The sequence below is a fragment of the Colwellia sp. Arc7-D genome (genome assembly GCF_003061515.1).
In the GTDB taxonomy this organism is placed as follows: domain Bacteria; phylum Pseudomonadota; class Gammaproteobacteria; order Enterobacterales; family Alteromonadaceae; genus Cognaticolwellia.
In genome coordinates this window covers 2410919-2435268 of the sequence record NZ_CP028924.1, presented here as the reverse complement: position 1 = coordinate 2435268, position 24350 = coordinate 2410919, and the positions used below count along the sequence as shown (strand labels likewise).

General features: G+C 34.5%; 34 protein-coding genes and 1 pseudogene. 29 read left to right on the top strand and 6 right to left on the bottom strand.

Annotated elements, in window-relative coordinates; translation table 11 throughout:
• The first annotated feature begins 402 nt into the window (after positions 1-402).
• From DBO93_RS10640 to DBO93_RS10615, 5 genes are all read left to right on the top strand, one after another.
• The gene (locus DBO93_RS10640) at positions 403-672 is read left to right on the top strand and encodes a hypothetical protein (RefSeq protein WP_108456330.1); all 270 of its coding nucleotides are present in this window, start codon (positions 403-405) and stop codon (positions 670-672) included.
• A gap of 115 nt (positions 673-787) precedes the next feature.
• Positions 788-1117, top strand: coding sequence for a hypothetical protein (locus tag DBO93_RS10635; RefSeq protein WP_108456329.1), 330 nt, complete (start codon positions 788-790; stop codon positions 1115-1117).
• A 139-nt stretch (positions 1118-1256) separates the two neighbouring features.
• Positions 1257-1580, top strand: a complete 324-nt coding sequence (locus tag DBO93_RS10630) for a YceK/YidQ family lipoprotein (protein WP_108456328.1) — start codon at positions 1257-1259, stop codon at positions 1578-1580.
• Positions 1581-1698: 118 nt separating this feature from the next.
• Complete coding sequence (locus DBO93_RS10625; RefSeq protein ID WP_108456327.1) at positions 1699-2160, top strand: SMI1/KNR4 family protein; 462 nt, start codon at positions 1699-1701, stop codon at positions 2158-2160.
• 618 nt (positions 2161-2778) lie between these two features.
• Entirely contained in the window at positions 2779-3195 is a 417-nt protein-coding gene (locus DBO93_RS10615; RefSeq protein WP_108456325.1) for a septation protein IspZ, read from the top strand.
• 29 nt (positions 3196-3224) lie between these two features.
• Here DBO93_RS10615 and DBO93_RS10610 read toward each other — a convergent pair whose 3' ends face one another.
• The gene (locus DBO93_RS10610) at positions 3225-4178 is read right to left on the bottom strand and encodes an IS110 family transposase (protein ID WP_108456324.1); all 954 of its coding nucleotides are present in this window, start codon (positions 4176-4178) and stop codon (positions 3225-3227) included.
• A gap of 334 nt (positions 4179-4512) precedes the next feature.
• On the opposite strand from DBO93_RS10610, the gene DBO93_RS10605 reads away from it, so the two are divergent.
• The 24 genes and pseudogenes from DBO93_RS10605 (at position 4513) to DBO93_RS10485 (ending at position 18631) form a co-directional block, all read left to right on the top strand.
• Positions 4513-4947, top strand: coding sequence for a hypothetical protein (locus DBO93_RS10605; protein WP_162533770.1), 435 nt, complete (start codon positions 4513-4515; stop codon positions 4945-4947).
• Positions 4948-5099: 152 nt separating this feature from the next.
• On the top strand, positions 5100-5480 hold the full coding sequence (locus DBO93_RS10600; RefSeq protein WP_162533769.1) for a hypothetical protein: 381 nt from the start codon (positions 5100-5102) through the stop codon (positions 5478-5480).
• 79 nt (positions 5481-5559) lie between these two features.
• A complete protein-coding gene (locus tag DBO93_RS10595; protein WP_108455940.1) occupies positions 5560-6051 on the top strand; it encodes a hypothetical protein in 492 nt (163 codons plus the stop codon).
• Between the two features lie 124 nt (positions 6052-6175).
• Positions 6176-6604: a hypothetical protein gene (locus DBO93_RS10590; protein ID WP_108456321.1), complete on the top strand. Its 429-nt coding sequence runs from the start codon at positions 6176-6178 to the stop codon at positions 6602-6604.
• Positions 6605-6710: 106 nt separating this feature from the next.
• Positions 6711-7229: a hypothetical protein gene (locus DBO93_RS10585; RefSeq protein WP_162533768.1), complete on the top strand. Its 519-nt coding sequence runs from the start codon at positions 6711-6713 to the stop codon at positions 7227-7229.
• A 118-nt stretch (positions 7230-7347) separates the two neighbouring features.
• Positions 7348-7977 carry a hypothetical protein gene (locus tag DBO93_RS10580; RefSeq protein ID WP_108456319.1) on the top strand — a complete coding sequence of 210 codons (630 nt, stop codon included), beginning with the start codon at positions 7348-7350 and terminating at the stop codon, positions 7975-7977.
• A 108-nt stretch (positions 7978-8085) separates the two neighbouring features.
• Complete coding sequence (locus DBO93_RS10575; RefSeq protein ID WP_108456318.1) at positions 8086-8535, top strand: hypothetical protein; 450 nt, start codon at positions 8086-8088, stop codon at positions 8533-8535.
• 137 nt (positions 8536-8672) lie between these two features.
• Positions 8673-9704 carry a S41 family peptidase gene (locus DBO93_RS10570; RefSeq protein WP_108456317.1) on the top strand — a complete coding sequence of 344 codons (1032 nt, stop codon included), beginning with the start codon at positions 8673-8675 and terminating at the stop codon, positions 9702-9704.
• Complete coding sequence (locus tag DBO93_RS10565) at positions 9679-10524, top strand: CPBP family intramembrane glutamic endopeptidase (RefSeq protein ID WP_108456316.1); 846 nt, start codon at positions 9679-9681, stop codon at positions 10522-10524. Before DBO93_RS10570 ends, DBO93_RS10565 begins: the two co-directional genes overlap by 26 nt.
• Before the next feature lie 117 nt (positions 10525-10641).
• Complete coding sequence (locus DBO93_RS10560) at positions 10642-11175, top strand: hypothetical protein (RefSeq protein WP_108456315.1); 534 nt, start codon at positions 10642-10644, stop codon at positions 11173-11175.
• Between the two features lie 118 nt (positions 11176-11293).
• Complete coding sequence (locus DBO93_RS10555; RefSeq protein WP_108456314.1) at positions 11294-11734, top strand: energy transducer TonB; 441 nt, start codon at positions 11294-11296, stop codon at positions 11732-11734.
• Positions 11735-11899: 165 nt separating this feature from the next.
• Positions 11900-12286, top strand: coding sequence for a RidA family protein (locus tag DBO93_RS10550; RefSeq protein ID WP_162533767.1), 387 nt, complete (start codon positions 11900-11902; stop codon positions 12284-12286).
• Between the two features lie 118 nt (positions 12287-12404).
• Positions 12405-12587, top strand: coding sequence for a hypothetical protein (locus DBO93_RS10545; RefSeq protein WP_108456312.1), 183 nt, complete (start codon positions 12405-12407; stop codon positions 12585-12587).
• Positions 12588-12718: 131 nt separating this feature from the next.
• The gene (locus tag DBO93_RS10540; RefSeq protein WP_108456311.1) at positions 12719-13006 is read left to right on the top strand and encodes a hypothetical protein; all 288 of its coding nucleotides are present in this window, start codon (positions 12719-12721) and stop codon (positions 13004-13006) included.
• A 122-nt stretch (positions 13007-13128) separates the two neighbouring features.
• The gene (locus tag DBO93_RS10535; RefSeq protein ID WP_162533766.1) at positions 13129-13419 is read left to right on the top strand and encodes a hypothetical protein; all 291 of its coding nucleotides are present in this window, start codon (positions 13129-13131) and stop codon (positions 13417-13419) included.
• Positions 13420-13537: 118 nt separating this feature from the next.
• Positions 13538-14323: a DUF2071 domain-containing protein gene (locus DBO93_RS10530; protein WP_108456309.1), complete on the top strand. Its 786-nt coding sequence runs from the start codon at positions 13538-13540 to the stop codon at positions 14321-14323.
• Positions 14324-14445: 122 nt separating this feature from the next.
• Positions 14446-15045: an RDD family protein gene (locus tag DBO93_RS10525; protein ID WP_108456308.1), complete on the top strand. Its 600-nt coding sequence runs from the start codon at positions 14446-14448 to the stop codon at positions 15043-15045.
• A 462-nt stretch (positions 15046-15507) separates the two neighbouring features.
• The gene (locus tag DBO93_RS10515; RefSeq protein WP_108456306.1) at positions 15508-15756 is read left to right on the top strand and encodes a hypothetical protein; all 249 of its coding nucleotides are present in this window, start codon (positions 15508-15510) and stop codon (positions 15754-15756) included.
• Positions 15757-15902: 146 nt separating this feature from the next.
• A pseudogene (locus DBO93_RS10510) lies at positions 15903-16101 on the top strand (CPXCG motif-containing cysteine-rich protein).
• 59 nt (positions 16102-16160) lie between these two features.
• On the top strand, positions 16161-16676 hold the full coding sequence (locus tag DBO93_RS10505) for a hypothetical protein (protein WP_108456305.1): 516 nt from the start codon (positions 16161-16163) through the stop codon (positions 16674-16676).
• A gap of 235 nt (positions 16677-16911) precedes the next feature.
• Entirely contained in the window at positions 16912-17253 is a 342-nt protein-coding gene (locus DBO93_RS10500; RefSeq protein WP_108456304.1) for a hypothetical protein, read from the top strand.
• Between the two features lie 118 nt (positions 17254-17371).
• Positions 17372-17668 (top strand): hypothetical protein, encoded by a 297-nt coding sequence (locus DBO93_RS10495; RefSeq protein WP_108456303.1) that lies wholly within the window; start codon positions 17372-17374, stop codon positions 17666-17668.
• Positions 17669-17796: 128 nt separating this feature from the next.
• Positions 17797-18126, top strand: coding sequence for a hypothetical protein (locus DBO93_RS10490; RefSeq protein ID WP_108456302.1), 330 nt, complete (start codon positions 17797-17799; stop codon positions 18124-18126).
• A 100-nt stretch (positions 18127-18226) separates the two neighbouring features.
• Positions 18227-18631, top strand: a complete 405-nt coding sequence (locus DBO93_RS10485; RefSeq protein ID WP_108456301.1) for a hypothetical protein — start codon at positions 18227-18229, stop codon at positions 18629-18631.
• A gap of 209 nt (positions 18632-18840) precedes the next feature.
• Here the strand turns inward: DBO93_RS10485 and ybaK are convergent, their stop codons facing one another.
• From ybaK to DBO93_RS10460, 5 genes are all read right to left on the bottom strand, one after another.
• Positions 18841-19308 (bottom strand): Cys-tRNA(Pro) deacylase, encoded by a 468-nt coding sequence (gene ybaK / locus DBO93_RS10480; protein ID WP_108456300.1) that lies wholly within the window; start codon positions 19306-19308, stop codon positions 18841-18843.
• Between the two features lie 31 nt (positions 19309-19339).
• Positions 19340-19930, bottom strand: coding sequence for an ABC-type transport auxiliary lipoprotein family protein (locus tag DBO93_RS10475; protein ID WP_108456299.1), 591 nt, complete (start codon positions 19928-19930; stop codon positions 19340-19342).
• Positions 19927-21585, bottom strand: coding sequence for an intermembrane transport protein PqiB (gene pqiB / locus DBO93_RS10470; RefSeq protein ID WP_108456298.1), 1659 nt, complete (start codon positions 21583-21585; stop codon positions 19927-19929). Before pqiB ends, DBO93_RS10475 begins: the two co-directional genes overlap by 4 nt.
• Positions 21578-22768: a paraquat-inducible protein A gene (locus DBO93_RS10465; protein ID WP_108456297.1), complete on the bottom strand. Its 1191-nt coding sequence runs from the start codon at positions 22766-22768 to the stop codon at positions 21578-21580. Before DBO93_RS10465 ends, pqiB begins: the two co-directional genes overlap by 8 nt.
• 361 nt (positions 22769-23129) lie before the next feature.
• Entirely contained in the window at positions 23130-24209 is a 1080-nt protein-coding gene (locus DBO93_RS10460; protein WP_162533765.1) for an OmpA family protein, read from the bottom strand.
• Between the last annotated feature and the right edge of the window lie 141 nt (positions 24210-24350).

Sequence of the window (24350 nt, the reverse complement as noted above, 5' to 3'; positions counted from 1 at the left end):
GGTATTTCAGCTTTCATTCTCAGCGTAATCTCGGCAAATGCGATTGACTTTCACCCTGGATTATTTAATGTACTGGATTTTTCTGGTCATTTTATAGCACTTGTTGTTGGTTATATTTTGTGGTGTTATTCAATTTTTTGGCTGTATCATAACTACCAAAAATTAAGTTTATGGTTTGTTCCTTTTATTATTTGTTTGGTTTTCTTTTTTGAAGTTTGGGGTTACTTGTTGGTCATGACCTTATTAATCAAAAAGTACCCATTAATTCCGAGCAACATAAAAGTGTCCAGCTAACAAGGGTTTTCAAGTCGGACAAATTACAGTTGGCTTTTTGTTCGTGCCTCACTTATTTTAGCCAACTGCAATTTGCCGCTTAAAACGGCGTTAGCAGTAAAGGTAAGCATGGAAGTTAGTATCAAAAATTCTATAAATAGATTTGCTCTGGTTTTAGGCGGAGTTATCGCAATACAGGGTATTGGTCTAAATTTTATTATCTCTTTAGCAATCTCGATTGCGTTAGTTTTTGCAGCATCATCATTATTTGGTCAGCCAATTAGAAATGCGATAAAAAGCGGTGTACTGACTAAACAAGAGCTACAAAAAATGCTGCTAGTTTCCCCATATTGTTGGGGCGGAGTTATTTGTTTCATTTTACTGGTAATTATATTCTAGAGTTTACTGCTAACAAGACGTTCAAACGGACAAAAAACAGTTGGCTGTTTCACTCCGTTCACAATTTTAGCCAACAATTTTTTGCCGCTTAACGTGGCGTTAGGTAGCAAAGTTTATGGAAGCAGTATCAAAAATATTCCTAATTGTTGCATTAGTTAGTTGGGGATATTCTCTATACAAGTATTTAGCTGCTGTAGAAATGGTTGCTCAATCCATTGGTGCCGTAGATGATGTTAAATTCCTTGGTATTTCATTACAACCAACAAAGCTTATCTTAATGTCAACGCCACTTTTTACTTTGTCTTTAATTTCTAAGTCTTACGCTGATAAATATCGAAATAATCAGGAATTGCTAAATGGATTCAACTTAGCAAGAAAGTATCTTTTATTTATGCTTTTATGTATGACTTTCGTGTTCATAACTATAATACTTTCAAAAGTATAGAGTTTTACCGTAAGCTACCTAACAAGGCAATAAAGCAGGAAAATTTACAGTTGGCTGTTTTCACTGCGTTCAACATTTTAGCCAACTACAAATTTCCTCTTATTGAGGCGTTATGTAATTATCAGAGGTAGGAGTTTTAGTGAAAATATTTTGGGTGCTATGTTTAGCTTTATTTAATTATTCATGCTCAACTATGAAGACAATTGATCCTATTTATAATCAGGTGAAAGTATCGTATCAAGGGCATAAAAGTTATTGTAAAGGTATTCCTAGGGTTTATAGCGGAATTTCCTATAATGCGTGTTTGTTATATGGGGAGCCAAACGCCAATGGAACTTTAAGTTCTATTAATGGGGTCCCAACTTTTCTTATAGATTCTGCATTTTCCCTTGTAGCAGACACTGTTGTTTTACCTTACACAATTTATACTCAGGTTAACAAAGGAAATATTAAGGTTAATTAATTACATAACAAGGCGCTCAAGAGGGAAAATTTACAGTTGGCTGTTTTCACTCCGTTCAACATTTTAGCCAACAATAAATTTCCCCTTAGCGGGGCGTTAGGCGTCTAAAGGACTGTCGATGTCAATTCAAAGTATTCAAGTTGAAAGAGGTTTAAGTTTACCTCAGGAATATCTTAAATTGCTTTCATCTCTTGATGAGGCAGATGAATATTGTTTCAATGAATATCCTCAAGATGATCCCGACTTTGAAGGTCGTTGTTGGTGTTTCCTAAACGAAGAGGAACTCAACGAAGAAATAGATATGCCCGGTGTAGGTAAATCACCTGCTCACAAACAACTTGAGCTCTATATCAAATGTTTCATTGAATATAGCGATAATCAATTTCTTACTTCTCCTAACGGAAGAGTACCAATTCAGTGTGTCATTAATGGTTTCGTTATTGCCGAAGATAATGGTGATCTATTATATCTAGATCCTCTTGATGACTTTTCCGTTTGGATATTCCATCATGATGGCAGTGACGTAATGAAAGTCGCGAATTCGATTGGTGATTGGCAGTCTCGTGCAGTCGTCGCCTAACAAGCAAATTAACAGGACTAAAAACAGCGGGCTGTTCGCTTCGCTCCATTTTATCCCACTATTTTTAGCCCATTATTTGGGCGTTAGGTTTTATCATGGATAAGTCGGAGAAAAATTTACTACTATGGAGTTTTATTTACTGGGTTGCATGTTTAAATACAATAACCGCTATCGGCTTTACTTTGTTAACTGAGACGTATGATTATAGCTACTCAATTTCAGCTACAAAATTAGCTTTAATTTGCGCGACTTTGCAATTTCTATTTTTAAAATACCAAGGTGGGCTTCCTTTTTACAAACAATTCGGTGTTATCTTCCTAGCAACTTTTATTTATATGTCGTTTCTAGAAGTTGGCTCAAACTTACTTAATTATAATGTGGAAAGTTTAGGGATGTACCTTACTCTTGTCTTTATGTTCTCTTTACCTCTTGTTTTGGTCTCATATTTTGTTAAATTCAGACTATATCGGTACAGTGAAAAACCTAACAAGAAAATTAATCAGGACAAATAACAGTTGGTTTTTGCTCCTGCGTCGCTTATTTTAACCAACTGATATTTGCCCATTATTTGGGCGTTATGTTTTTATTAAGCTTTCTAGTTTGACTGAATAGGAGAAAATGAATTTGTGGGGAATGTACTGGCGATATCTACTTTCAATTTCTTTAACATTAGTCCTCGTCGCATTTTTGAGTGAGCAGCTGAATTTATTAAATGTAGTCAATAATTCTGGCTTACTACCTACAATTTATTGGAGTATTATTGCGGTACTTTTTATTTCAATAACACTTTTTCAAAACAAAGGATTACCTTACGTATTTTTAGGTAGTAGATTACATCTAACTAATAAGGCTTGGTGTTGGTTTAACTTTATGACCATCTCTCTTTTTATAGTGTTAGCGGTAATTGGCTATATTGTTAACCAAATAACTAAAGCGGAAGTATGGGCTCTTTATAAACTATTCGGGCAACCGCTCTGTTTAGTGTTTCTTCCACTGTTTGGCGCATGGTTTATTACAAGGCGCGTAAAAACATAACAAGTGACTATGGTGTCAAACCTTAATGTTTAATTCATTTTTGGATCCCAATAGACACCATCTCTTACCATCGAATTTAAGATCACAATCATCTTCCTAACACACGCTATTATGGCTATTTTCTTTGGTTTTCCCGCGGCGACTAGCCGCTGATAAGTTGCTTTGAAAACGGGGTTACATTGCATTGCTGACATCATTGACATGAACATGGCAGTACGTATTTGATGTCGTCCACCCCGTATCATTCGCTTACCTTTAAAGGCGCCACTTTCTCTATTTATTGGCGCTACCCCGACTAAAGCTGCGGCTTCTTTATTGTTGATATAACCCAGCTCTGGCATGTTACTTAACAGACTAAAAGCAACGACATTTCCGACACCAGGTACACTTTGAATAATGTCGTTTTTTATTTTATATTCGTCACATTGCTCAATCAGTTTTGCCATTTTTTTGTCTATTTTAGTTAGCTGATTATTGATGGCTGTGAGCATAGGGTTAATCGTACTGGCTAGCGATTTAGGCAGTATTTGAAGTCTGTTTTTCTCCATTGTCCGCATTTCCATTAACTGACATCGCCTTGATAATAGGTCACTCATTTCCCTGAGTGTTTCAGGCTTAAGCGTAGATAGTTCGGGTTTTAAGGCTTGGCTATAGTGAGCAATTAACTTCGCATCAAGCTTGTCGGTTTTAGCTAATTGACCAGCAGAGCCCGCAAACTTTTTAATGCGAACGGGGTTGGCAACAACAAAGGGTAATGTCTCTTTTGCGCAAGCAATGATAAAGGCTTGTTCAAGCCGTCCTGTTGCTTCAATGACAATGCGTGTTGGGTTGTGTTTTTTAATTTCTTTTACGGCTTTATTGATACCTTTTTCATCGTTGGTCACGGTGAAGTAAATGTCTAATGGGCGTATGTAAATATCGATTTGAGTTTTACCGGTATCAACCCCGACGTTAATTTCATTTTGATTATTTTGTGTATTCATAATAAGCTGACTCTGCCTTGCTAATTCGGGCTCGAGGCCCCGTTGACTATCCGAGTTTATTGCTTGGAGTTTTATACGATGTTCCCACTTGTTATCGGTCTCTCAATAGAGGAGCCATCATTCAATCGAACTATCGTATAAAAAGGCTTTGGTTGCAGCCAAAGCTTGGGCCTCACTTTACCTAAACTGGTTTTAAAAAAGAACATGGATGTGGGTGTTATTATCCATACAAGTAATTAAACAGGGACTAAAAACAGCGGTCACTTTTTCGCTCCGCTCAAGTTTAGCCCACTATTTTTAGCCCGTTAATTGGGCGTTATGTTTCTAGGTGACTATGAGTTCTTTTCTAACAATGGAAGTTTTACCCGAAGTTGATGATTGTTTAAAACTTAGGGTTAGTGGTTCAAGCTTTGGTTTTTCCGGTCAAGCAGATTGCTATGTTAACGAAAGTGAGTTTCTTGCTTTCACTAAATCGCTACAAGGTTTCCCTAAAAAAATGGATCAGTTGTTAACATTTGATTCAGGCAAAAGTAACACACTTTCAAACTTTGAATTAAGTTTTAGTTGTGTAAATAGTTCTGGGCACGTAAAACTAGAAGTTGAAATTACGCACATAGCATCATACGTAAATTCAAAGAATAATCGTTTTAGTTCCTCATTTAGTTTAGTTATCATGCCTTCGGAAATTGATACTTTTCAAAGTAATCTAATATCAGTGGCAAACTCAAATAATGTTGGTCAATTGGCTGAGTTGCGTACAGAAACATAACAAGAAATTAAACAAGGACAAAAAACAGTTGGCTTTTTGTTCACTCCGTTCACTTATTTTAGCCAACAATTTTTTGCCTGTTAATTGGGCGTTAGGTAGCCATGAAAAGTTTGGTGTCAATAATCGGGTTAAGCGCTGTAGGTTTTTTTTCTATGGTTATAGCGGCAAAACTTTTTTGGTTTGCTTATCCATACCCAAATAATCCATCACAAGATGAAATTAATCTTGTTTGGAGTGTTCATATCATTGCTGAAAAACTTTTTGGGTACCTTGTTATTGTATTTACATCGGTTTATATAACCTACAAGTATAGGTTAACTCACGGCTTTCAAAGTGTTTATTTAGCAATTGTCTGTGCAATAAGTTACAACGTAATAGCGGCTATAATTTGGATAGCCCAATTTGGTTATGAACCTTACTTTGAGCATTCATTGCCTTTAAAGTTATTGTTCATTGTAATAGTCTTGTCAGCAGTTGTATCTCTTATTTCATACCAATGGCTACCTAACAAGGCGCTCAAGAGGGAAAATTAACAGTTTGCTGTTTTCACTCCGTTCAAAATTTTAGCAAACTATAAATTTCCCCTTAGCGGGGCGTTATGTGTTTAGGTGTATGAAACGAATTAAGTGTACTGCTAAAGCAGGGGATTTCTTATTTTATGCTATTGGTTGCGTAATATTTTCTGGGCTTAGCTTTTACGCTTTCGACTTTGTGTTTATTAAATTTATCCTAGCACTTGAAAATATTAATGATAAACCGATATTATATTTCTTTTCAGTATTGTTAACTTTATTGTTGCTTAGCCCTCTTTTGGCGGTTAAGCCATTTATAAAAATTTACAATAAGATAAAAGGTACTGAGCGCTTTATTGAACTTACTAAAGACTATATTAGTTTTCCTAAGTCGCTCAGCTCATTGGAGTTTGAAAAAATTAAGATTAGTACAATTACTAATGTGTATTTTTCTCAAGACCGACATGACAATGATGAGAATTTAATCATAAAATACAATGTAGATTGCCATGCATATATTGATGTTAATTTAGTTAGCGATTTTGAATTAAGACAAATTTACAATAAGCTTAGAATTACAGTCTTACTCTAAAAAAACACATAACAAGGGTTTTCAAGTCGGACAAATTACAGTTGGCTGTTGTTCGTACCTCACACATTTTAGCCAACTGCAATTTGCCGCTTAAAACGGCGTTATAAATACAAAGGATGGTTCCATGAAAATTTTAGGCATAATATTAATACTTATTACTTTTAACTCCTCTGCAAAGTCAGAAAAAGGAGTTGTTGTAAAAATACTTCCTGATAAATTAGTTTTATCTATAGACTGCGAAGCGAAAGCAAACTTGCTAGAAGAAAAGGCTTCGGTTCTCTATACTTGCAAGAATTCAGAAGGTGGAAAATATTTCATGGATTTTCGCTTAAATGATTTAGATTTAGTCGCCGACTTTAAACGAAGCTCAACCGATGTTATTGTTAATGAAAGTCAATTTAAGTCATATACACTTTATGAGATATCAGCAATGGACTCGAAAGGCAATCCTCAAAAGTTTGTTTCTTATTGTACAAAAGAAGTTTGTCTTGATCTAGTTGGTGATTATGAGCAATCAATTAAAGCTTCTATAACGTCGCAATTGCGAGGGTAGTATTCATAACAAGCGCTTAAGCGGGCGTTATAAGTCAAGAGATCGCTAATTGATGAATCTACTACCATACCTATTTTTAGTATTCATAATATCTGGCTGCGCGCCAATGAAAACTCTTTATTATAGCCCAGTAATATCAGGTGAATTGTCTCAAAGCAGATCTGGTTGTGGCGGCCCAAAAGACAAAGTAAGAATTGATCTTTTGGATGATGTATATATACAAGTTAGATTAAAACCTTATTTAATTGACGAGTTTTCAATTCATCTCAGTATTTATATCCCAAAGGATTCAAATTTAAAATTTGAATCCGAGCGTTTCAGTCTAAATAGTGAATGGTCAACCACAGCCAATGTGAAATATATTCAAAAGCTCATATTCGATCAAGATTCAACACACGGACTAAAGGTGTTAAAACTAGAACCTACAACTTTGTTAACAAATCTCGATTTGGATGGAAATAATGATTATGAGTGGTACACAGTTTATTTTGAGCTTATCCTCAAAACAGAAAATAAAATAAAACTCATATTTCCAAAATATAAAATTAATAATCGTCTCGGTACACCTATTGAAATAGATTTTGTTTTAAGTGAAGGTACATTTATTTACCCTGTAAATTGTTGACTTATAACAAGTTACTCAAACGGACGCTAAACAGTTGGCTAGTGCTCGTTCCTTGCAATTTTAGCCAACTATTTTTCGCCGCTTAGTAAGGCGTTAGGTACAGGAGTATATTTCTTAAATGGAAGTCAATTGTAGTAAATGTAGAAGTAAAATAGATTCAGAAAACATCAATGTACCGAAAGATACTGCGTACTGTTTAAGTTGTGAAAGCCTAACAAGTTTATCCTCATTGCTTGAAGCAACCCCAAATAAAAAATTTGACATTAAACAAACCATAAGTGGTATTGCTGTTGATGAAAATGGATATAGTTGGACAATTAATGCATCTAACCGAAGTTTAATGGCACTATTTTTAGTACCTTTTACACTAGTTTGGGCTGGTGGTTCTCTTTCTGGAATTTATGGGTCTCAATTAGTCAGTGGCGAATTCGATCCTGGACAATCACTTTTTGGTCTACCTTTCCTAATCGGTAGTATTGTCCTTATTAGCTTTACATTAATGAGTTTATTCGGCAGAACAGTCGTTAGTTGTGAAAATGGGAAAGCACTGGTATTTATTGGTATAAAGTCAATTGGTTGGTACAGAAGGTTTGATTGGAGAACAATTGAAAGGATCACAGAGAGTGATTCTCGCCAAAATAGTCACTTATCTCTTGAAGGTGCTAAGAGAATAAACTTTGGTTGGGGTTTAAGTAGTGAAAAACAGTATTTTATATCTAATTACCTTAAAACAAAATTAAAAAAGTAACTTAACCGGTTGCTTAAACAGACAAATAACAGTTTGCTGCGCTTCGCGCATTGTAGCAAACGTATTATTTGCCCCTTAGCAAAGCGTTAGGCATATAGGAGTTTCATCTTGGTTCGAATACTTAGTTTAGTTTTAATTGGTGCGTTGTCTGGGTGTGCTAGTACAAAAGATGCAGAGAAAGTATCTGAATATATTTCACCAATTCAAGCAATTGAAAGAGCCGCTGAAGCTTCACCTAAAGGTGTAAAGGGATTCTTTGAATTACATGTAAAAGCTACAGGAAAACCAAGAAATATTGTATATCTAAATTCCGAACTTGATTATCGGGATCCAAGAAATATTTCAATTGCTATTTCTCCTAAAGTAAGGGAATCATTTATAAAAAAACATGGGGAAACTCCTGAGATATTTCTTAAAAATAAAAAAATCATTGTTTATGGCGAAGCAAGAAAAGTGAAGATATCTTTCGGATGTAATGGTAAAAAAAACGAAAATCAGTATTATTATCAAACGCATGTGAGATTCAGTTCTTTAAGTCAACTCCTTATAGTTCAGTGAAATATGCCTAAAAAGTTACCCAAAAGGGCAAATAATAGTTGGTTTTTGCTCCTTCGTCGCTTATTTTAACTAGCTATTATTTCCTCTTAGTGAGGCGTTATGGTGCTTTATATCTCACCATCTAATAAGGAAGTTGTATGTTCTACTCAATACCTCACTTTAGGTTATTTAAATTAATATCAGTTTTACTTTCGACCGTCATGTTCTCTTCAATTGCTCAATCAAAAAACCTTGAAATAAATGCGGAACAACGTAAAGAAGTGGTTGAAAGTATTTCTCAGATCATTATTGAAAATTACGTTTTTCCTGAAGTTGCAGCACAAAATGCTACTTATATTCAAAAGCAATTAAACACAGGGGAATATAGTAAGATTATTGATGCTGATAAATTTGCAACCAAATTAACTTTAGATTTACAGCACATAAACCATGATAAACATATGGAAGTTCGAGTTAATAAGCCTAAAAAAGCCCAATTAGAGCAAGTAAAAACAAATAATCCCCACTTAGAATATTTAAAGCAGGAACAAACAGAGAACTATGGTTTCAAAAAAATTGAAATACTAGACGGTAATGTTGGGTATGTTGATTTCCGATATTTTAGCGGTTTCGACTCAGCAAAAGAAACAGTTGATGGCGTATTGAAAATTATTAAAAATACGGATGCCATTATTTTTGATTTACGAAAAAATGATGGTGGCTCTCCTGAAATGGTGCAATATATTTGCAGTTATTTTTTTGGTGAAAAGACTCATTTAAATAGTCTATATTGGAGAAAAGGAAATAGAACTCAGGAGTTTTGGACTCTTGATGAATTGCCAGGTAAGCGTATGCCTGATGTGCCGTTATTTGTTTTAACAAGTAAATATACTTTTTCTGGTGCTGAAGAGTTTGCTTATAACTTGAAGACTCGTAAAAGGGCAGTAATTGTAGGTGAAAGTACTGGCGGCGGTGCAAACCCGGGCGGACCGATAGAAATAAATAAATACTTTAGTATTAATGTTCCTACAGGCCGTGCTATTAATCCTATTACTCAAACCAATTGGGAAGGTACAGGAGTTATTCCAAATATTGAAACGACAGCAATCAATGCTTTTAATAAAGCTCACGCCTTAGCCATGAGTTCAGCAGAAACATACCGTAATGCGAAAGAACAAAAGGCGCGTTGAGGTTGAACCCAGCACCATTACAAGAACTTCAAACGAAAAATTTACAGTTAGCCGTTTTAAGTTCCTCAAACATTTTAGCCAACTAAAATTTTCCGCTTATTGCGGTGTTATATTTCAAGGAGGATCGATGCACTATTTGGAGATAACTTTAATTGGAATGATTTTGTTTTATCCTATCGTTGATTTAATCATCGAAAAATATAAGTCAAAGAATAAAACTTTCGAATTTTTAAAAATCTCATTTATTATGTGGCTCCCTACTTTATTGCTGATACATCTTTTTTCTAATGGTCAACTTTCAGTTGCCAACTTTGGGTTTGTGATTGAAAATAGCTGGCAAAATATTCTATTTGCATCGTTACTTTTAATTGCAATAATTTATTTACTACTCTTAATCAGATCAATTCAATCAAGTGAGGAGTTAAGAACGGAAATAAAGAGTAAGTTCGCAGCATATAAAGATATTCTACCGGTGACTAAAAATGAAATGCTTGTATTTACATTGATACTTTCTGTTTCAGCGGGAGTATGTGAAGAACTGCTTTTTCGTGCTTATCTTTTTACTCTCATAGATAGTCATATTGGTATGGTTGCTGCAATATTATTAAGTAGTGCTGTTTTTGGCCTTTGGCATATATATTTAGGATGGCAGGAAGTCATTAGGACTAGTATTATGGGAGCCGTTTTTTGTGGTGTTTTCATTTTTACAGGTAATATTATTTTACCCATATTGCTACATATATTTGTTGATGTTTACAGTGGGCTTATGTGTTATTTTGCAATGCGGAAATCATCATCATCTATCATTCAAGAAAGCTAACAAGGCAATTAAGCGGGACTAAAAACAGTTTGCTCGGTTTTGCTACGCTACACATTTTAATAAACAATTATCAGCCACTTAAACGGGCGTTAGCAAGCACAAGGATGCGTCAATCAGATGAGTAAATGGATATTCGCGTTAATTCAATTCTTTCCATTATCTACTTTTGCAACTTTTGCTTTTTGGAATGGAGTACCATCCAATGAACGTTGGCTAGACGCATTTCAACTCGGTGCGTTGTTAGGTTTAATTCAGTTAGCTATTTTATTACCTCAAAATAACCCATTAAATAGACTTGTGCTTGCAGGTAACATCTACCTCATACTCGGTGGGCTAGCTGTTTTTTTCCAACAATGGTGGTATTTAAAACTTTATGACTCATTACGCGAGTCAGCCATTATTCTTTTAATAGCTATTATTGGTACCATTACGACCTTTGCATCTTCATCAGGCTTTATTGCGGTTAAAGGTAGTACCCGAGAACTTTCAATTTACCTACTCGTAGCAACTTTTTTAATGTTACCTTTCGCCATTTATTTTGAGGGAAATCGAACTTATGCAGCAGTTTTTCCTATTATATTTCTAGCAATTTTTCAGCGCTATTTATCTTATATTGCAAAGGAAAGGCTTGTAGTTCAAAGTACTAGCTAACAAGTAAGTAAATAAGGATAAATATAGTTGGCTCTTGCTACTTCGTCGCTTATTCTAGCTAACTATATTTAGCCCGTTAACAGGGCGTTATGTGAATTGATTAAACAATGGAGTGTATATGAAAAACTTATTAGTCCTAACTAGCCTCGTATTTTTAACTGTATCGACAAGCAGTATAGCGAAAAATATATATGGTGATGTACAGGTTACAGATATAGCACCTGCAAATAACTTTATTTGGGAGCGAGCCAATCAAAACACGCCTAAATATCCAATAGAGCTTGCCCGCTCAGGGGTAAGAGGTTGTGCTGTTTTATCTTTTAATATTTCAGCTTCGGGTAAAACTGAAAATGTAGAAATTATCAATTCATTACCTACTAAGCACCTTGGTAAATACTCACGTAAAATGTTAAAAACATGGAAGTGGGTTCCTGTAGTAACAAGTACTGACATTTCTCATGAGAAAAGGACTTTGAGGCTAGATTTCTGTATGGCCGGCGAATCAACGGAGCAATCTCAAAAAGCCTGTATACAGCAAACAAAATTAGCATGTGGCTAATTCACATAACAAGCAAATTAAAAGGATTAAAAACAGCGAACTGTTCGCTTCGCTCCATTTTAGCCTACTATTTTAGCCCATTATTTTGACGTTATGTTTATTTTCATCATTGGAGTTCAATTGATAAATTTCGTTAAAAAATCATTATTATTATTTTGTAGTATTTTGCTTTTTGGGTGTGTTACAACGAACCAAGCCATTGAAAGAAAAAATTATTTTCCTTGGGAGAATGATACTGGCTATACGCAAGTAGTAAAAAATAATAACACGCTATATATCTCTGGTATTACGAGCGAAAAAATCAGCTTTGAAAGCCAAGTAGACGATATATACATTAACATCAAGAAGATACTGTCTGATTATAATGTTGGAACAGATGCTATCGTAAAAGAAGTTATTTTCACTACTGACATTGAAAAGTTAAAGTCAGCAATTCCAATACGTAAGGCTCATTTTGACGGTAAATATCCGTCTGCCAGTTGGGTTGAAGTAAAAAGGCTATGGAGTGAATCCCACTTTTTAGAAGTTGAAGTTGTTGTTGTGTTACCGTAAACATAAAAAAATAAACAAGGACAGTTGGCTACGTTTCGCTTTGCTACACAATTTTAGCCAACCATTACTTAGCCTGTTATTTTGACATTATATTTTTAATCTACATGGAGTGTTCTTAATGAGAAAAGTGGTAGAGTTTAACAAAAGAAAATATTGGGGCTTTGGATCTGTTGATTTAGATGCTCTTAACAATCAACTTGATGAAATTAGTAAAGAGGGTTGGGAGTTACTTTCTATCAATTCTAATACTTGGTTTAATGGGGTTGTCGTTTCGTATACACTTTTAATAGAATCTAATTAGACCGTATTAATAACAAAATATAAGTCATTTAAAGGACAGGAAACAGTTGGTTTTACTCCTTCGTCGCTTATTTTAACCAACTATTTTAGCCGCTTAAGTGGCGTTATACCTATTCAACAAGGATCGAGTTCATGGATAGTCAAAGTTCAAAAATTCAACGGAGTGCAATATTAATTAAATGCTTTATGGCTTTAGTTATGCTTTTTCTAGCCATTAATATTTATACAACTAGCGTTATTGATTTTGGTTCGGTGGCAGGTGCTATTGGTATTTTATCATTGTTACGCGGATTCCTTTGTTCTCCTAGTTTATTATCAATGCCAATTAAAAGTTGGTTAGGAACTGATCATAAACTATCTAAAGAAAGCTATTTATATTTTATTTTAGCTCTTATATTAATTATTGTAAGTGGCTTTTAAAAATAAGTATAAATCGTTAAAGCAGGACAAAAACCGTTGGCTTTTGCTCCTGCGTCGCTTATTTTAACCAACTATTTTTAGCCTCTTAATGAGGCATTATGTTTATATGGATATTTCATTTTATGAGTCTAAAAAAGGCACTAGTTAGCTCCCTTATTTCTTTATGCATTACATCATGTGCATTCCAACCAGCTCTTGATAGCCAACCTTATTGTCAACGTGGTGAAACATTCACCAAAAAGTTAACTTTAAAAGCAACTGATATGGATGACATCGAAATTTGTGAGGATAGAAATTTTGGAGAATGTTTAGTGGAAATAGGTTTAATAGTACCGGTGAGTTTCATAATCTCAGGTAGTGTAGTTTTATTAGGCAATACCTTGTATTGGACAGAGCATACATTGAGCTGCTAAATAAATTGAACAAGAACTTCAAACAGAAAATACAGTTGGCTGTTTTTACGGCGTTTAACTATTTAGCCAACTATATTTTCCGATTAAATAGGCGCTATATTTCAAGGATGATTAGGCATTGGATTCACTGAAGTTAAATGATTATCTCCATTCAAGACCTCCGCCAAAATGGCTTGATGTTTTATGTAAATTACAGCATTTTGCCATAATTACTTACGCTGTAGATCCTGCAAGATTTGATGGACTTTTCCCTGAACGTTTTAAGCTGGACTGCGTTGAAATTAATGGAGTAGAAAAAGCTCTAATTTCTGTAGTCCCATTTATAGATGTCGATTTTACTTCCGCTGTTTATCCATTCCCTAAATTTACTATGGGACAAACCAATTATCGAATTTATATAATCGATAAACAAACCAACGAACGTTGTGTCTGGTTTCTAGGAACTACATTGGATTCTTGGACGCTTGCAGTTCCAAGACTTTTATGGAACTTGCCTTGGTATTCAGGTGAAGTTAAATTCGACTGCGACTTCGATGAATCACAAAAGATATATCGTAAATATAAAATGACTACCGATGCCACTTGGGCTCCAGCGAGTGTTGAATTATCACAAGAAAAAGATGCTTCAATTGAGCTTGCAGGGTTTCCTGATACTGAAACTGGACTTGTATATTTAACTCATCCATTAGCAGGCTTTTATCATCGTAGAGATGGAGTACTAGGTACTTATCGTGTTTGGCATAAGCAATTAAAAGTATCATCTGCAAACCTTAAGTCTGCTAGCTTTGGTTTATTATCTAGATTGGGATTAGTAACACAAGAAGAACAACAAGTTGCACATAGTGTACTTATTGAGCCAATTAATGAATTTACTATTTATTTACCGCCAAAAGTGGTGAAATAGAAATATATCACGCTAATTATTAAAGACGAATAACAGCAGGATATTTGCTCTTTAGTCGCTTATTTTAACTAATTATTATTTACCTATGAGTAAGGCAATATGTGCCAAGGAGTAGTCTGAGCATGGATTCAAAAATAGACTTTTCATCTTATTCTCTAGAAGAGCTTTATTCTTCCTTGGAGAAAATTGATAAAGATATCTACCCTGAGAGAGCAAAACAAATAGAGGAATTAATTCGCCTAAAAGAAGCTGAGAGCCCTGAAGAAATCAATACGATTAAAAATATTGGGGAAAAGTCTACAAAATCTGACAGGTTAGTGGCAGCAATCATAGATGGTGCGTTAGGACTCGCTACTTTGATCCCCGTTTTTTATTACGTAGGTTTTGATGCATTTAAAGAACCATCTATATATTTAATCGGCACTTTGTTTATATACGGTGTTTTTACTACTTTGTTATTACATGGATATCTTTTGTACTATTATGGGCAAACAATTGGCAAGAACTATATGTCTATTCGTGTTGAAAATTTAGATGGCTCCAAAGCTAGTTTAATTACTATTTACTTTAAGCGAATGTTGCCGATGCAGTTAATTGGGTTAATTCCATCCTTTGGACAGTTTATATCAGGTATTGTAAATCCACTCTTTATTTTTGGTAAAGAAAGACGTTGTTTACATGACTATTTAGCTAAAACAAAGGTTAGCTATACAGACACATAACAAGCCGTTAAAGCAGGGAAAATAACAGTTAGCTATATACTCCTTTAACGTATATTTTATCAAACAATAAATCTGCTCTTAGCGGGGCGTTATATGAAAAAGGGTTTAAGCACTTGAATATCAATGCGACTTTATTCGGTCAGTTTGTTTTTGTCTCAATGTTTATCGTTGGTGGTTTAAGTTACTACTTAGGTAAACGTAAGAGTTCCACACCCAAGGTGGTAACATTAATCGGTGTAATATTATGTATTACTCCACCTCTTAACATTGTTTACCTAATTGTTTTAATGCTAAAAAATGATAATGTATCAAAACAAAACCCCTGAAACTTGAGTGTTATTTCTATATAAAAAATCATTAAACCAGTACATGAAATAGTTGGTTTTTATTCATTCGTCGCTTATTTCACCCAATTATTTTAAAGCTCTTTTTGAGATGTTATGTGCTAAGGAAAAAGGATGTATGGATGCAATTTTAAAAAGTTTTATTGGTAGTCATCTTTTCTTGCTCGCTGCCATACTCTTATTATCTAATGGATCTGAAGGTTTACTATTATTACCGATAGTTATTTTTTGGAGCTTATTTGAACTGTCTTTAATAACAGCTTTAATTAATCAGTTATTGTTAAACGAAGAAAAGAAAGGTTCTGTTATCTTGTGGTTTATTGTCATTTTAACTGTACTTATTTTATTTACTCAGATGACAAATTAATATTAGTAGGGTTACTTACCTAACATGAAACTAACATGAAACTAACATGAAATAAAACAAGGACAAAAACAGTTTTCTGTTTCGTTCTTCAACATTTTAGCCCTTTATTTAAGGGATACGTATTAAGAAAATAATGGGGTGTAGAATTGAATCAATTAGCTGAAAAATCTATTGGGTGTCCATATTGTGGAGAGAATATTGAGGTTTTGATAGATCCATCAGACACGGAACCAACAATATATAGAAGATTGCCAAGTTTGTTGTAAACCAATAAATTTCTTAGTTTCTGAAAGTGTAGATGGTGAGCTATCCGTTAATGTTTATAGTGATGATGAAGCGTTTTAATATATACAATTAATAATTTTAAAAGAACAAAAGACTCTGCGCATTTATAAAGGATTGAGATGCAAATTAAACAAGTAATAATAACTTTAACTGTTTATTTTCTTTTGTCGTGCAAATCGACAGATTCAATAAGAAAATCAACACATTCACTTGAAGTAAAAGAAGTTACAGGGATAACTCAATACAAAAAAGGAAATTATAAAAAAGCATTTCATTTACTTAAGGAGCCTGCCGCTTGGGGATATAAAGGCTCGCAATATGTCTTAGCTTATATGTTTTTAAAAGGTCAATATGTCGAGCAGTCAATTTCACTTGGTATGGGCTGGTTAGGCGTAGCTAAAGAAGCAAATGTTAAAGAATGGAATGAAGAGTTTAAATCTTTTTATTCCTATGCCACAGCTCAACAAAAACAAGATATAGATGAAATAGTCAGGGAATACATTAAAAGGTATGGGTTAAAATCTCAACATGTAACATGCCAAAAATCTATTAATACGTCCTCAAATAGAGTCGATGTTAAATGTCATAAGTATGAAGGACTTAGTACGCTGTATGAGATTGATTTGGTTGAGTAATAAGTGGTCTATTAAGCAAGTAAACGAAACACATTAAGCTGGCTGCACTTATTCTTCGCAAAGTTTAGCTAGCTTTAGCCTGTATAAGTTAGCCCGTTAATATAGGTGTTATATTTTGATATAACACTAATTTAAAGCAATACAGCTAAGAGTTTACTCGGTTTCGTTTCGCTACACATTTTAGCAAATTATTATCAGCCCTTTAAGTAGGGGCAATATACAAAAGGAATTTATTGTGAAATCTACAATTATATTTTCATTGTTTACACTATCTATTTTCGTAGGTGGCTTTTTTACAGGAAGCTATATTGGTATAGCTGCTGGTGCGACCCCAGCCGTTAATCAAATCTGGGCTGGCGCGAAAGAAATGCAAGCAGCTATAATTCTTATCAATGAAAATGATGTAGATAAAGCTAAAACACTTTTGTGTAATTCTATCAAAACTCGACTTGTTATTATGAATATGGCTAAGCCTGCGCAAACGACAATTGCTGATCGTCAGCTGCAAGAACTTGAAGAGTCTACATATCAAAGAATAAATAAAGACAAACGAGCATTAGCTGAAATTTGCATCTAAGAAGCTGCTCAAGCCACATTTTCAACCGTTGGCTAGATTCCACTTCACTGCACATTTTAGTCAACAATTAAAAGCCGCTTAACACGGCGTTAGCATTATAAGGATTCGAAGTCAGTTTATGTCTCTAAAAATTAAAACACTTACTTTACCTGTTATTTTATTTTTGATTAGCTCATGCTCTACGACCCCACCAATGGTAGTTCATGAGGAATATGGTGAAATGTTAGCTGACAATGCATTGTTTCAGAAAGATGCTAGTGAATGTGCCTTACAAGCTAAACAAGGGGTTAGTGGCACAACATTAAATCAAAATTCAGAGAGTCATGATGTAACTTTTGCTGGTATTCAACTTTTTTCATTTTTTAACGAGAATGCGTCATGTATAAAATCAAAAGGTTGGCGTATTCAAGAGTAATACTAACAACAGCTCATGAGGGGGTAGCACGTTAAATTTAGCTAGTTGTTACAAAGTTTAGTCAATATATAGCCTTTATTATTTAGTCCGTTAAAATGGGCGTTATACGTTTTTATGTAGAGGTACTCATGAGAATTTTTTTATTAATTTTAGGTTGGTCTTCTGTTGTTGGCAGTTTCGGTGATGGGGCGCTTGGCCTTTATCTACTTTGGCTTAATTATTTAAACGAATGGTCTTTGTTAAGCATTTCAATTAATGATTTCCTAAAAGAGTATGTTCAAATTATATACTGGGTTAAGCAAGTTTCCTTTTACGTTTTACCTGAAGGTGTAGTTTTATGGTTGTTTAATTTGCCAGCCTTATTATATTTTCCAATTAGGATCATCATTAGCATATTTATAGGTTGGTGGGCTTTGTCTAAGGCGGCACAATTATCAAACCAAACAGCACACAGTTAAACGTATGACAAGGATCGAGTTAGTTTGTTTTTGCTCTTTAGTCGCTCTTTAGTTTAATGCTCTACTATTAATAAAATTTGTATTTGGAGGTTTCAATAAAATGAATCTTTTGTCTGATATTTGGCAAAGCTATTTGGGATTACGTACGTGGGTAAAGATCTGGGTTTTTTTGATACTTGTGCCGGTGAATATAGCTTCCATTTTTTTCATGGGAAATCCAGGATCGAGTTTAGTCGTTAGTTTTGCAATTGCAGGTCTGTTATTCAATGCAATACCAATATGGTTTGACCGTGGTTTTTCAAGTGCGATGACAATTCCACATATAATATTTTGGATTCCTCTGACAATTATTCTGGTTAATTATTTAATGATTTCTGAAGTAGTGCTAACGAACAACTACCGATATTTTTTAATCATTCTAATGGTTTGCAATCTAATTTCTTTATCCTTTGATATTCCAGACTTATTTAAATGGCTTAGAGCTAGAAAAAAGACTATCCAATAAATGCATGATAAGTGGGTTATTAGGAACCGCTAAGGTGAATAGAACTCATAATAATTTGTCAGCAGATTGAAGTGTGGCAACGGAGTATCTATAAATATTTGTTATGCAAAATAGTGTTATCTTTTCCAATAACATCAGGAAATTTAGATAGGTCAACGATAATTTAAAATGCTTTTTAGCTTTATTCTAAGCAGAAAATATGAAGATTATTAACTGATGATATCAGCATATTTAGCTTGTAACGATAATACGATACTGTCAGGCGATAATTCTATTTCTAACCCACGTTTACCACCGCTAACAAATAGGCTATTCAACACTTCTGCGCTTTTATCTAACACGGTGACTAAGGCCTTTTTTTGACCTAATGGACTTACACCACCGAGTAAATACCCAGTTGAATTTTGCACTTTATTCACTTCTGCCATTTTAATTTTTTTAGCTTTTAATGACTTTGCTAATTTCTTTAAATTAAGCTGTTTTATAACCGGTATTACTGCAACGGCTAAGTAACTATTGTCGACATCAACCACTAAGGTTTTGTAAACAAGTTCAGCGTTAACTTTAAGCTTTTCAGCTGCTTCAAGACCATAAGACTTAGCACCAGGCTCATGGTTATATTGATGCACTTTATAAGTTAAATTTAACTTGTTTAGTTGATTAATAGCAGGTGTCATTTGGTTTACCCAACGTTGAAAGTCTAATGGATTATTCTACATATATATTATTAATAATTTTTTGTGCTAATTGGTTAATACTTTGTCGCATTTTTTCTACTGCGTGCTCATAGCCATTTTTATCGAGTGACAATGTAAGGGTAAATTTATGGGGTTGTGGTTGTTTTACCGTGTTGCTATTTTGAACCCAAAAAGTACCTGTGAGTAAGGCTTGTGATTGATGTGTCGCATGAAATGCCGTTACTTTAATCGTAATGGCTTCTATTGATGCTTTTGAGGTTGTAGTTGAATTATCTATATAATTAAAACGATTATCTTGTTGATTTAAATCATCTAATAACGCTTGTGAAAAGCTGTTTTGTAAAGGCTCGGCCCACATATGAAAGTGAGAGTAGTGCAGTTGGTGACTTGAAAGTTGCAAAACTAAACTTGGCTGCTTTAGGTAATCGGGTAACTCTAATAAACTAACAGTAATGTTTTGCTGATTTTCATTGCTCACTGTTGAAGCGCTATTATTTGTTGGGCTATTGAGTAAATAGTACTGTGTTTTTGTAGGTGCATTAGAGCTACAAGCCGACACCATCATTACGAGCCAAATAGTTACTATTATTGACTGTCTCATTGTTGCGCTCCATTAAGCTTTGTAGGGGTAGGCTCGGTTGTTTCACCACTATTGAAAATTAAGCTATTGGGTTTATGTTTTAATTGATTTAGCAATGGCTTTAATTCATTCATGGTAGCGTTTAGTGTGTGTAAGGTGGTGCGTAACTCTTCGTAACCTTTAGAGCCTGAAGACATGTCTTTTGTTAAGGTGGTAATACCTTGCAAGGCTTTACTGAGTTCTGCGCTTACTTGTGTTTGCTCAGCTTGACTCAGTAACTTATCAAGGCTTTGGCTTACTCCTTGTAATTCTTGTGCTGTTTGGGTGATTTCTAGCATTAATGTGTTGGCATTCTCACTCATGTTTTTAAGTGGGATATTATTTAGGTTATCAATAAACTGTTCAGCTTTAGCGGTGATTTGTGAAAACTCATCACCGTTAGTTGGAATAATAGGGTAGTTACCATATTTAGCTATTGTTGTGATTTTTTGATCTTTTTTATGCTGTAAATCAACGTATAGACTACCTGTTAGAATATTACCTGTTCGCAAAACTGCTTTTAAACCATGCTCAATCCAATACATGTTTTGCGCTCTCATTAGGTCTTCACCTTTTTTATTATCAGGCATTCCAACTCTACCAGGCTGCAAGCTAATAAGTACGGGGATTTTAAAGTCTTCTTCTATTAGTTTTTCTGGTGGTTGAGAGTGTATTAAATTAGTGGATATCACTTTACCTATTTGTATGCCTTTATATTCTACTGGTGCTCCAACTGATAAGCCTCTGATTGAGTCGTTTACAAGTACGACAAATTCAATTGAGCGACGATAGCGTTCGTCGTCAGCCTCTTCATAGCTGGCGTAAATATCATAATATGATCGTTCACCAATTTTCTCTCCTATGCCCATGCCTTTTGGTATGCCAAATGTTACTCCATTGGTTAACATAGTTTCAAAGTTCCCAGTTTTAACGGTTATACCATCGGAATTTAAATCTAATTGTAGTCCGCTAACATCCCAAAACTTGGTGTTACTGGTGATAAGTTGATGGTATGGAGATTTAACAAAAGCATTGTAATAGACAATACGCTCTTCAAAGTTAAAGTAGATGTCTTCAAATTGGCCGACGGTTAACCCTTTATAGATAATAGGATCACCTTTTTTATAAGCAAACTGGTCGTTACTATTGAGCGTAATATGCAAGCCCGGCGTACCTGCTGGTGTAACTGGTGGAGAGTTTAGCGCGTCAAATAGGTAACGCTCGTTTTCGCTTTTTCCGGGTGCTATTTCGATATATACACCTGAAATTAAAGTGCTTAGGCCTGATATGCCCGCATGAGAAATTTGCGGGGAAACCACCCAAAACATACTGTCGGATACAAGGAAGTGTTCAGCTGATTTTTTTATTTTTGCAGTTACAATGACACCATTACCATTTTTATTTAGCTCAATTTGGCTCACTTCTCCAATATCAACATTACGTGATTTGATTCTTGTTTTTCCTGCTTCCATGCCCTCAGCGGTAGAAAAATGAATGGTTATCTCTGAGCCTGCATTGCTCCATTGATAATAAATCATCCAGCAACCAATAAAGACAGCAATTAACGGGATAAACCAGATTGTAGATACTGTTTTAATTTGTTTTATTGTCGCGTCTGGTGTTTGTGTATCATTCATATTTTTTTCTATCATTCCAAATCAATTGAGGTTCAAAACTCATGGCGGCTAACATAGTAACAATAACTAAGCCTGAAAAAGCTAATGTAGCGGCACCGGGGGTAATGCTCATAGTCGGTCCAAGTTGAATTAAACTCGCAAGTATAATAACGACAAAAACATCGATCATTGACCATCGACCAACAAATTCTGCCATACGATACCATTTAACTCTCTGTAAGCTTAATCTATGACTTTGTTTTTGAACACTATAATTTAACCAAGCCAGGACTAATATTTTAGCCACAGGTATAATAACGCTAGCAATAAAAACAATGGCAGCTATAGGGTAGGAGCCACTTTTCCATAATAAAATTACACCACCAATGATGGTACTGGCCTCGTTTTGACCAAAAAAGTGTGTTGTCATGATCGGAAACGTATTAGCAGGTATATAGAATACAACCGCGGTCAGCAGCAGTGCCCAGGTTTTTTGTACACTTAACGCATGCGCATTTGAGGGAACTTGATCTACACCAAGCTTACTTTGTTTTATTTCAATCTTATGTTTTTTTTCAACCTGAGCTAATAGTTGATATAGCTCACGCTTATCAATATGTAATATGACGATAGTCATCGATAATGCAAAAAGTATGAACGCATAAAAAGATAAACCTAATGCGATTTCAGCCATGGAAATAATTTTAATTAAACTTACTAACGCACCAATGAGGAAAATTTCAACCATACTCCAAGGTATTAGCGTAAATACCATGTTTAACACTTTACGCGCGTGTTTTGGGTATAAACCTTTATTCATGGGAATAAGTAGATAAATTAATGACAATAACACCACGGTTGGAATGGCAAAAATAGTCAGAAACTCAATTAAGGCTAACAGTTGATAATCATTATCTATTAAGACAAAAAAACTGGTAATAGCGTCGAAGTGATTTTCTAAACCATTAGCACTGAATGACAAAAACTTAAAAGGTAAAGAGGCTATTAAAAAGATTAAGGCGGTTATTGAGAATGCAATAATACGTTGATTAGCATTGCGATGAATAGCACTAAGTGTGTAACCACAGCGAGGACATTGTGCTTTTTGCTTTTCTTTTAATATGGGTATATTAACAGTCAGCGCACATTCGAGGCACTGGATCTGTGTTTGGCATATTTCAGTGGTTTGCAAATTGTCTGGCATCGTTAATGCCGCCCTCACTTTTATTATTTTGTTATATCTAAATTAGCATAAAGTTCAGCATTGGAGCTAAATTTTTTTATGAAAAATAGTGATTTACTGTTAATTCTGGTGAATCAATAAACTGAATTTAATCGGTTAAACTTAATGCTTATTGGTACGAGCATTTGTTTAAGTTTACATCATCATAAAGAATTTTATTTAGATAAGATTTTTGATTACTGGGCAGGGCTTAATATTGTGTTTTGACAACATAAACATATCAGGCCGTAGTTATAATTATTAAGTTTGTTTGAATTGAAAATAAAAAAAACGCTGTTTTCAAATAATGAGAACAGCGTTTTTATATTTTAAAATAAACTTATTAGCGTTTAACGGCTACTTTTTTATTCACAACAACTTTAGCTTCTATACGTCTGTTTTCTTTATGAGCTTGTGCAGTATTAGCTGGGTTGATTAACTCTTCTTCACCCATGCCAATTGCTGTTAATCTTGATGATTTAATACCAAACTCATTAATTAACACAGCAGTAATAGCGTCAGCACGCTGTTGAGATAGTTTCTTATTGAATGCTGCAGAACCAGTGCTTGATGTGTGCCCTTTAATTTCTAAAGTGGTATGCGGGTATGTTTTCAAAAAGTCAGCGGCAGCTTTAATGTTTTCAAAATATTCAGGTTTAACAACTGCTTTAGAGTTATCAAATTTAACGTGTAAATGCATTGCATCATTTTCTTCAGTAAAAACGGTACAACCATTACTGTCAACTTTGTTATCAGCTGGTGTCGCTTTACAAAGGTCTTTGCTATCTATTACACCATCGTTGTCAGTGTCTAAAGGCTTAACCATTGCAGGAGTTACTGGTGCTGCTTCCATTGCAGGTTTAGCGCGAACGATTTTCTTTTGTGTATCACCAAAAAAGTAGATAAAACCGATTTGAGCACTTAAATCTGTATAGGCTTCATCTAATTGATAATGTCCGTTACCTTCAAAATAGATTGCACTTCGGTCGCTGATATAGTGACGGTAGCCAGCACCAAGGTTAACCGATAATTTAGTCTCAATAACTTCTAGTGCACTGGCACCCGCCATTAGATAAAAGTTTTCTTTGTTAGGGAATAAAAGGTAATTTAATGCGATATTTGAACCAGAAGGTGTACTTGGAGCCCAACCTACTCGCGTTAAATTTAGGTGAGTATAAGATAATCTGTACTCAGATTTTTCGCTATAGCGATATCCTATTTCAGCACCCATACCATTACCATGCTTAATAAAATCAACATTATTCGATGTGAGTCTATCATCGTCAGTGTTCATTCTTGTACCGTGAATACCGACATAAGTTTTACCAACAAGATCTTCTGCTTTTGGTTGCTCTTGAGCATTAACACCCAGAGCTAAAACTAAACTAGTTATAAGTAGAGTTGTTTTTGTTTGTAGACGCACAATAAAATTCCTTTTGGGATATATGTTAATAAATTGTTTCATAGCGAGTATTTTAGGGTAAATAAGTTGTAATTGCAGCATTTATATGCAAATTTTGAAGTATTTAATACTTTATATTGAACTATTTGTAAAAAATGAGAT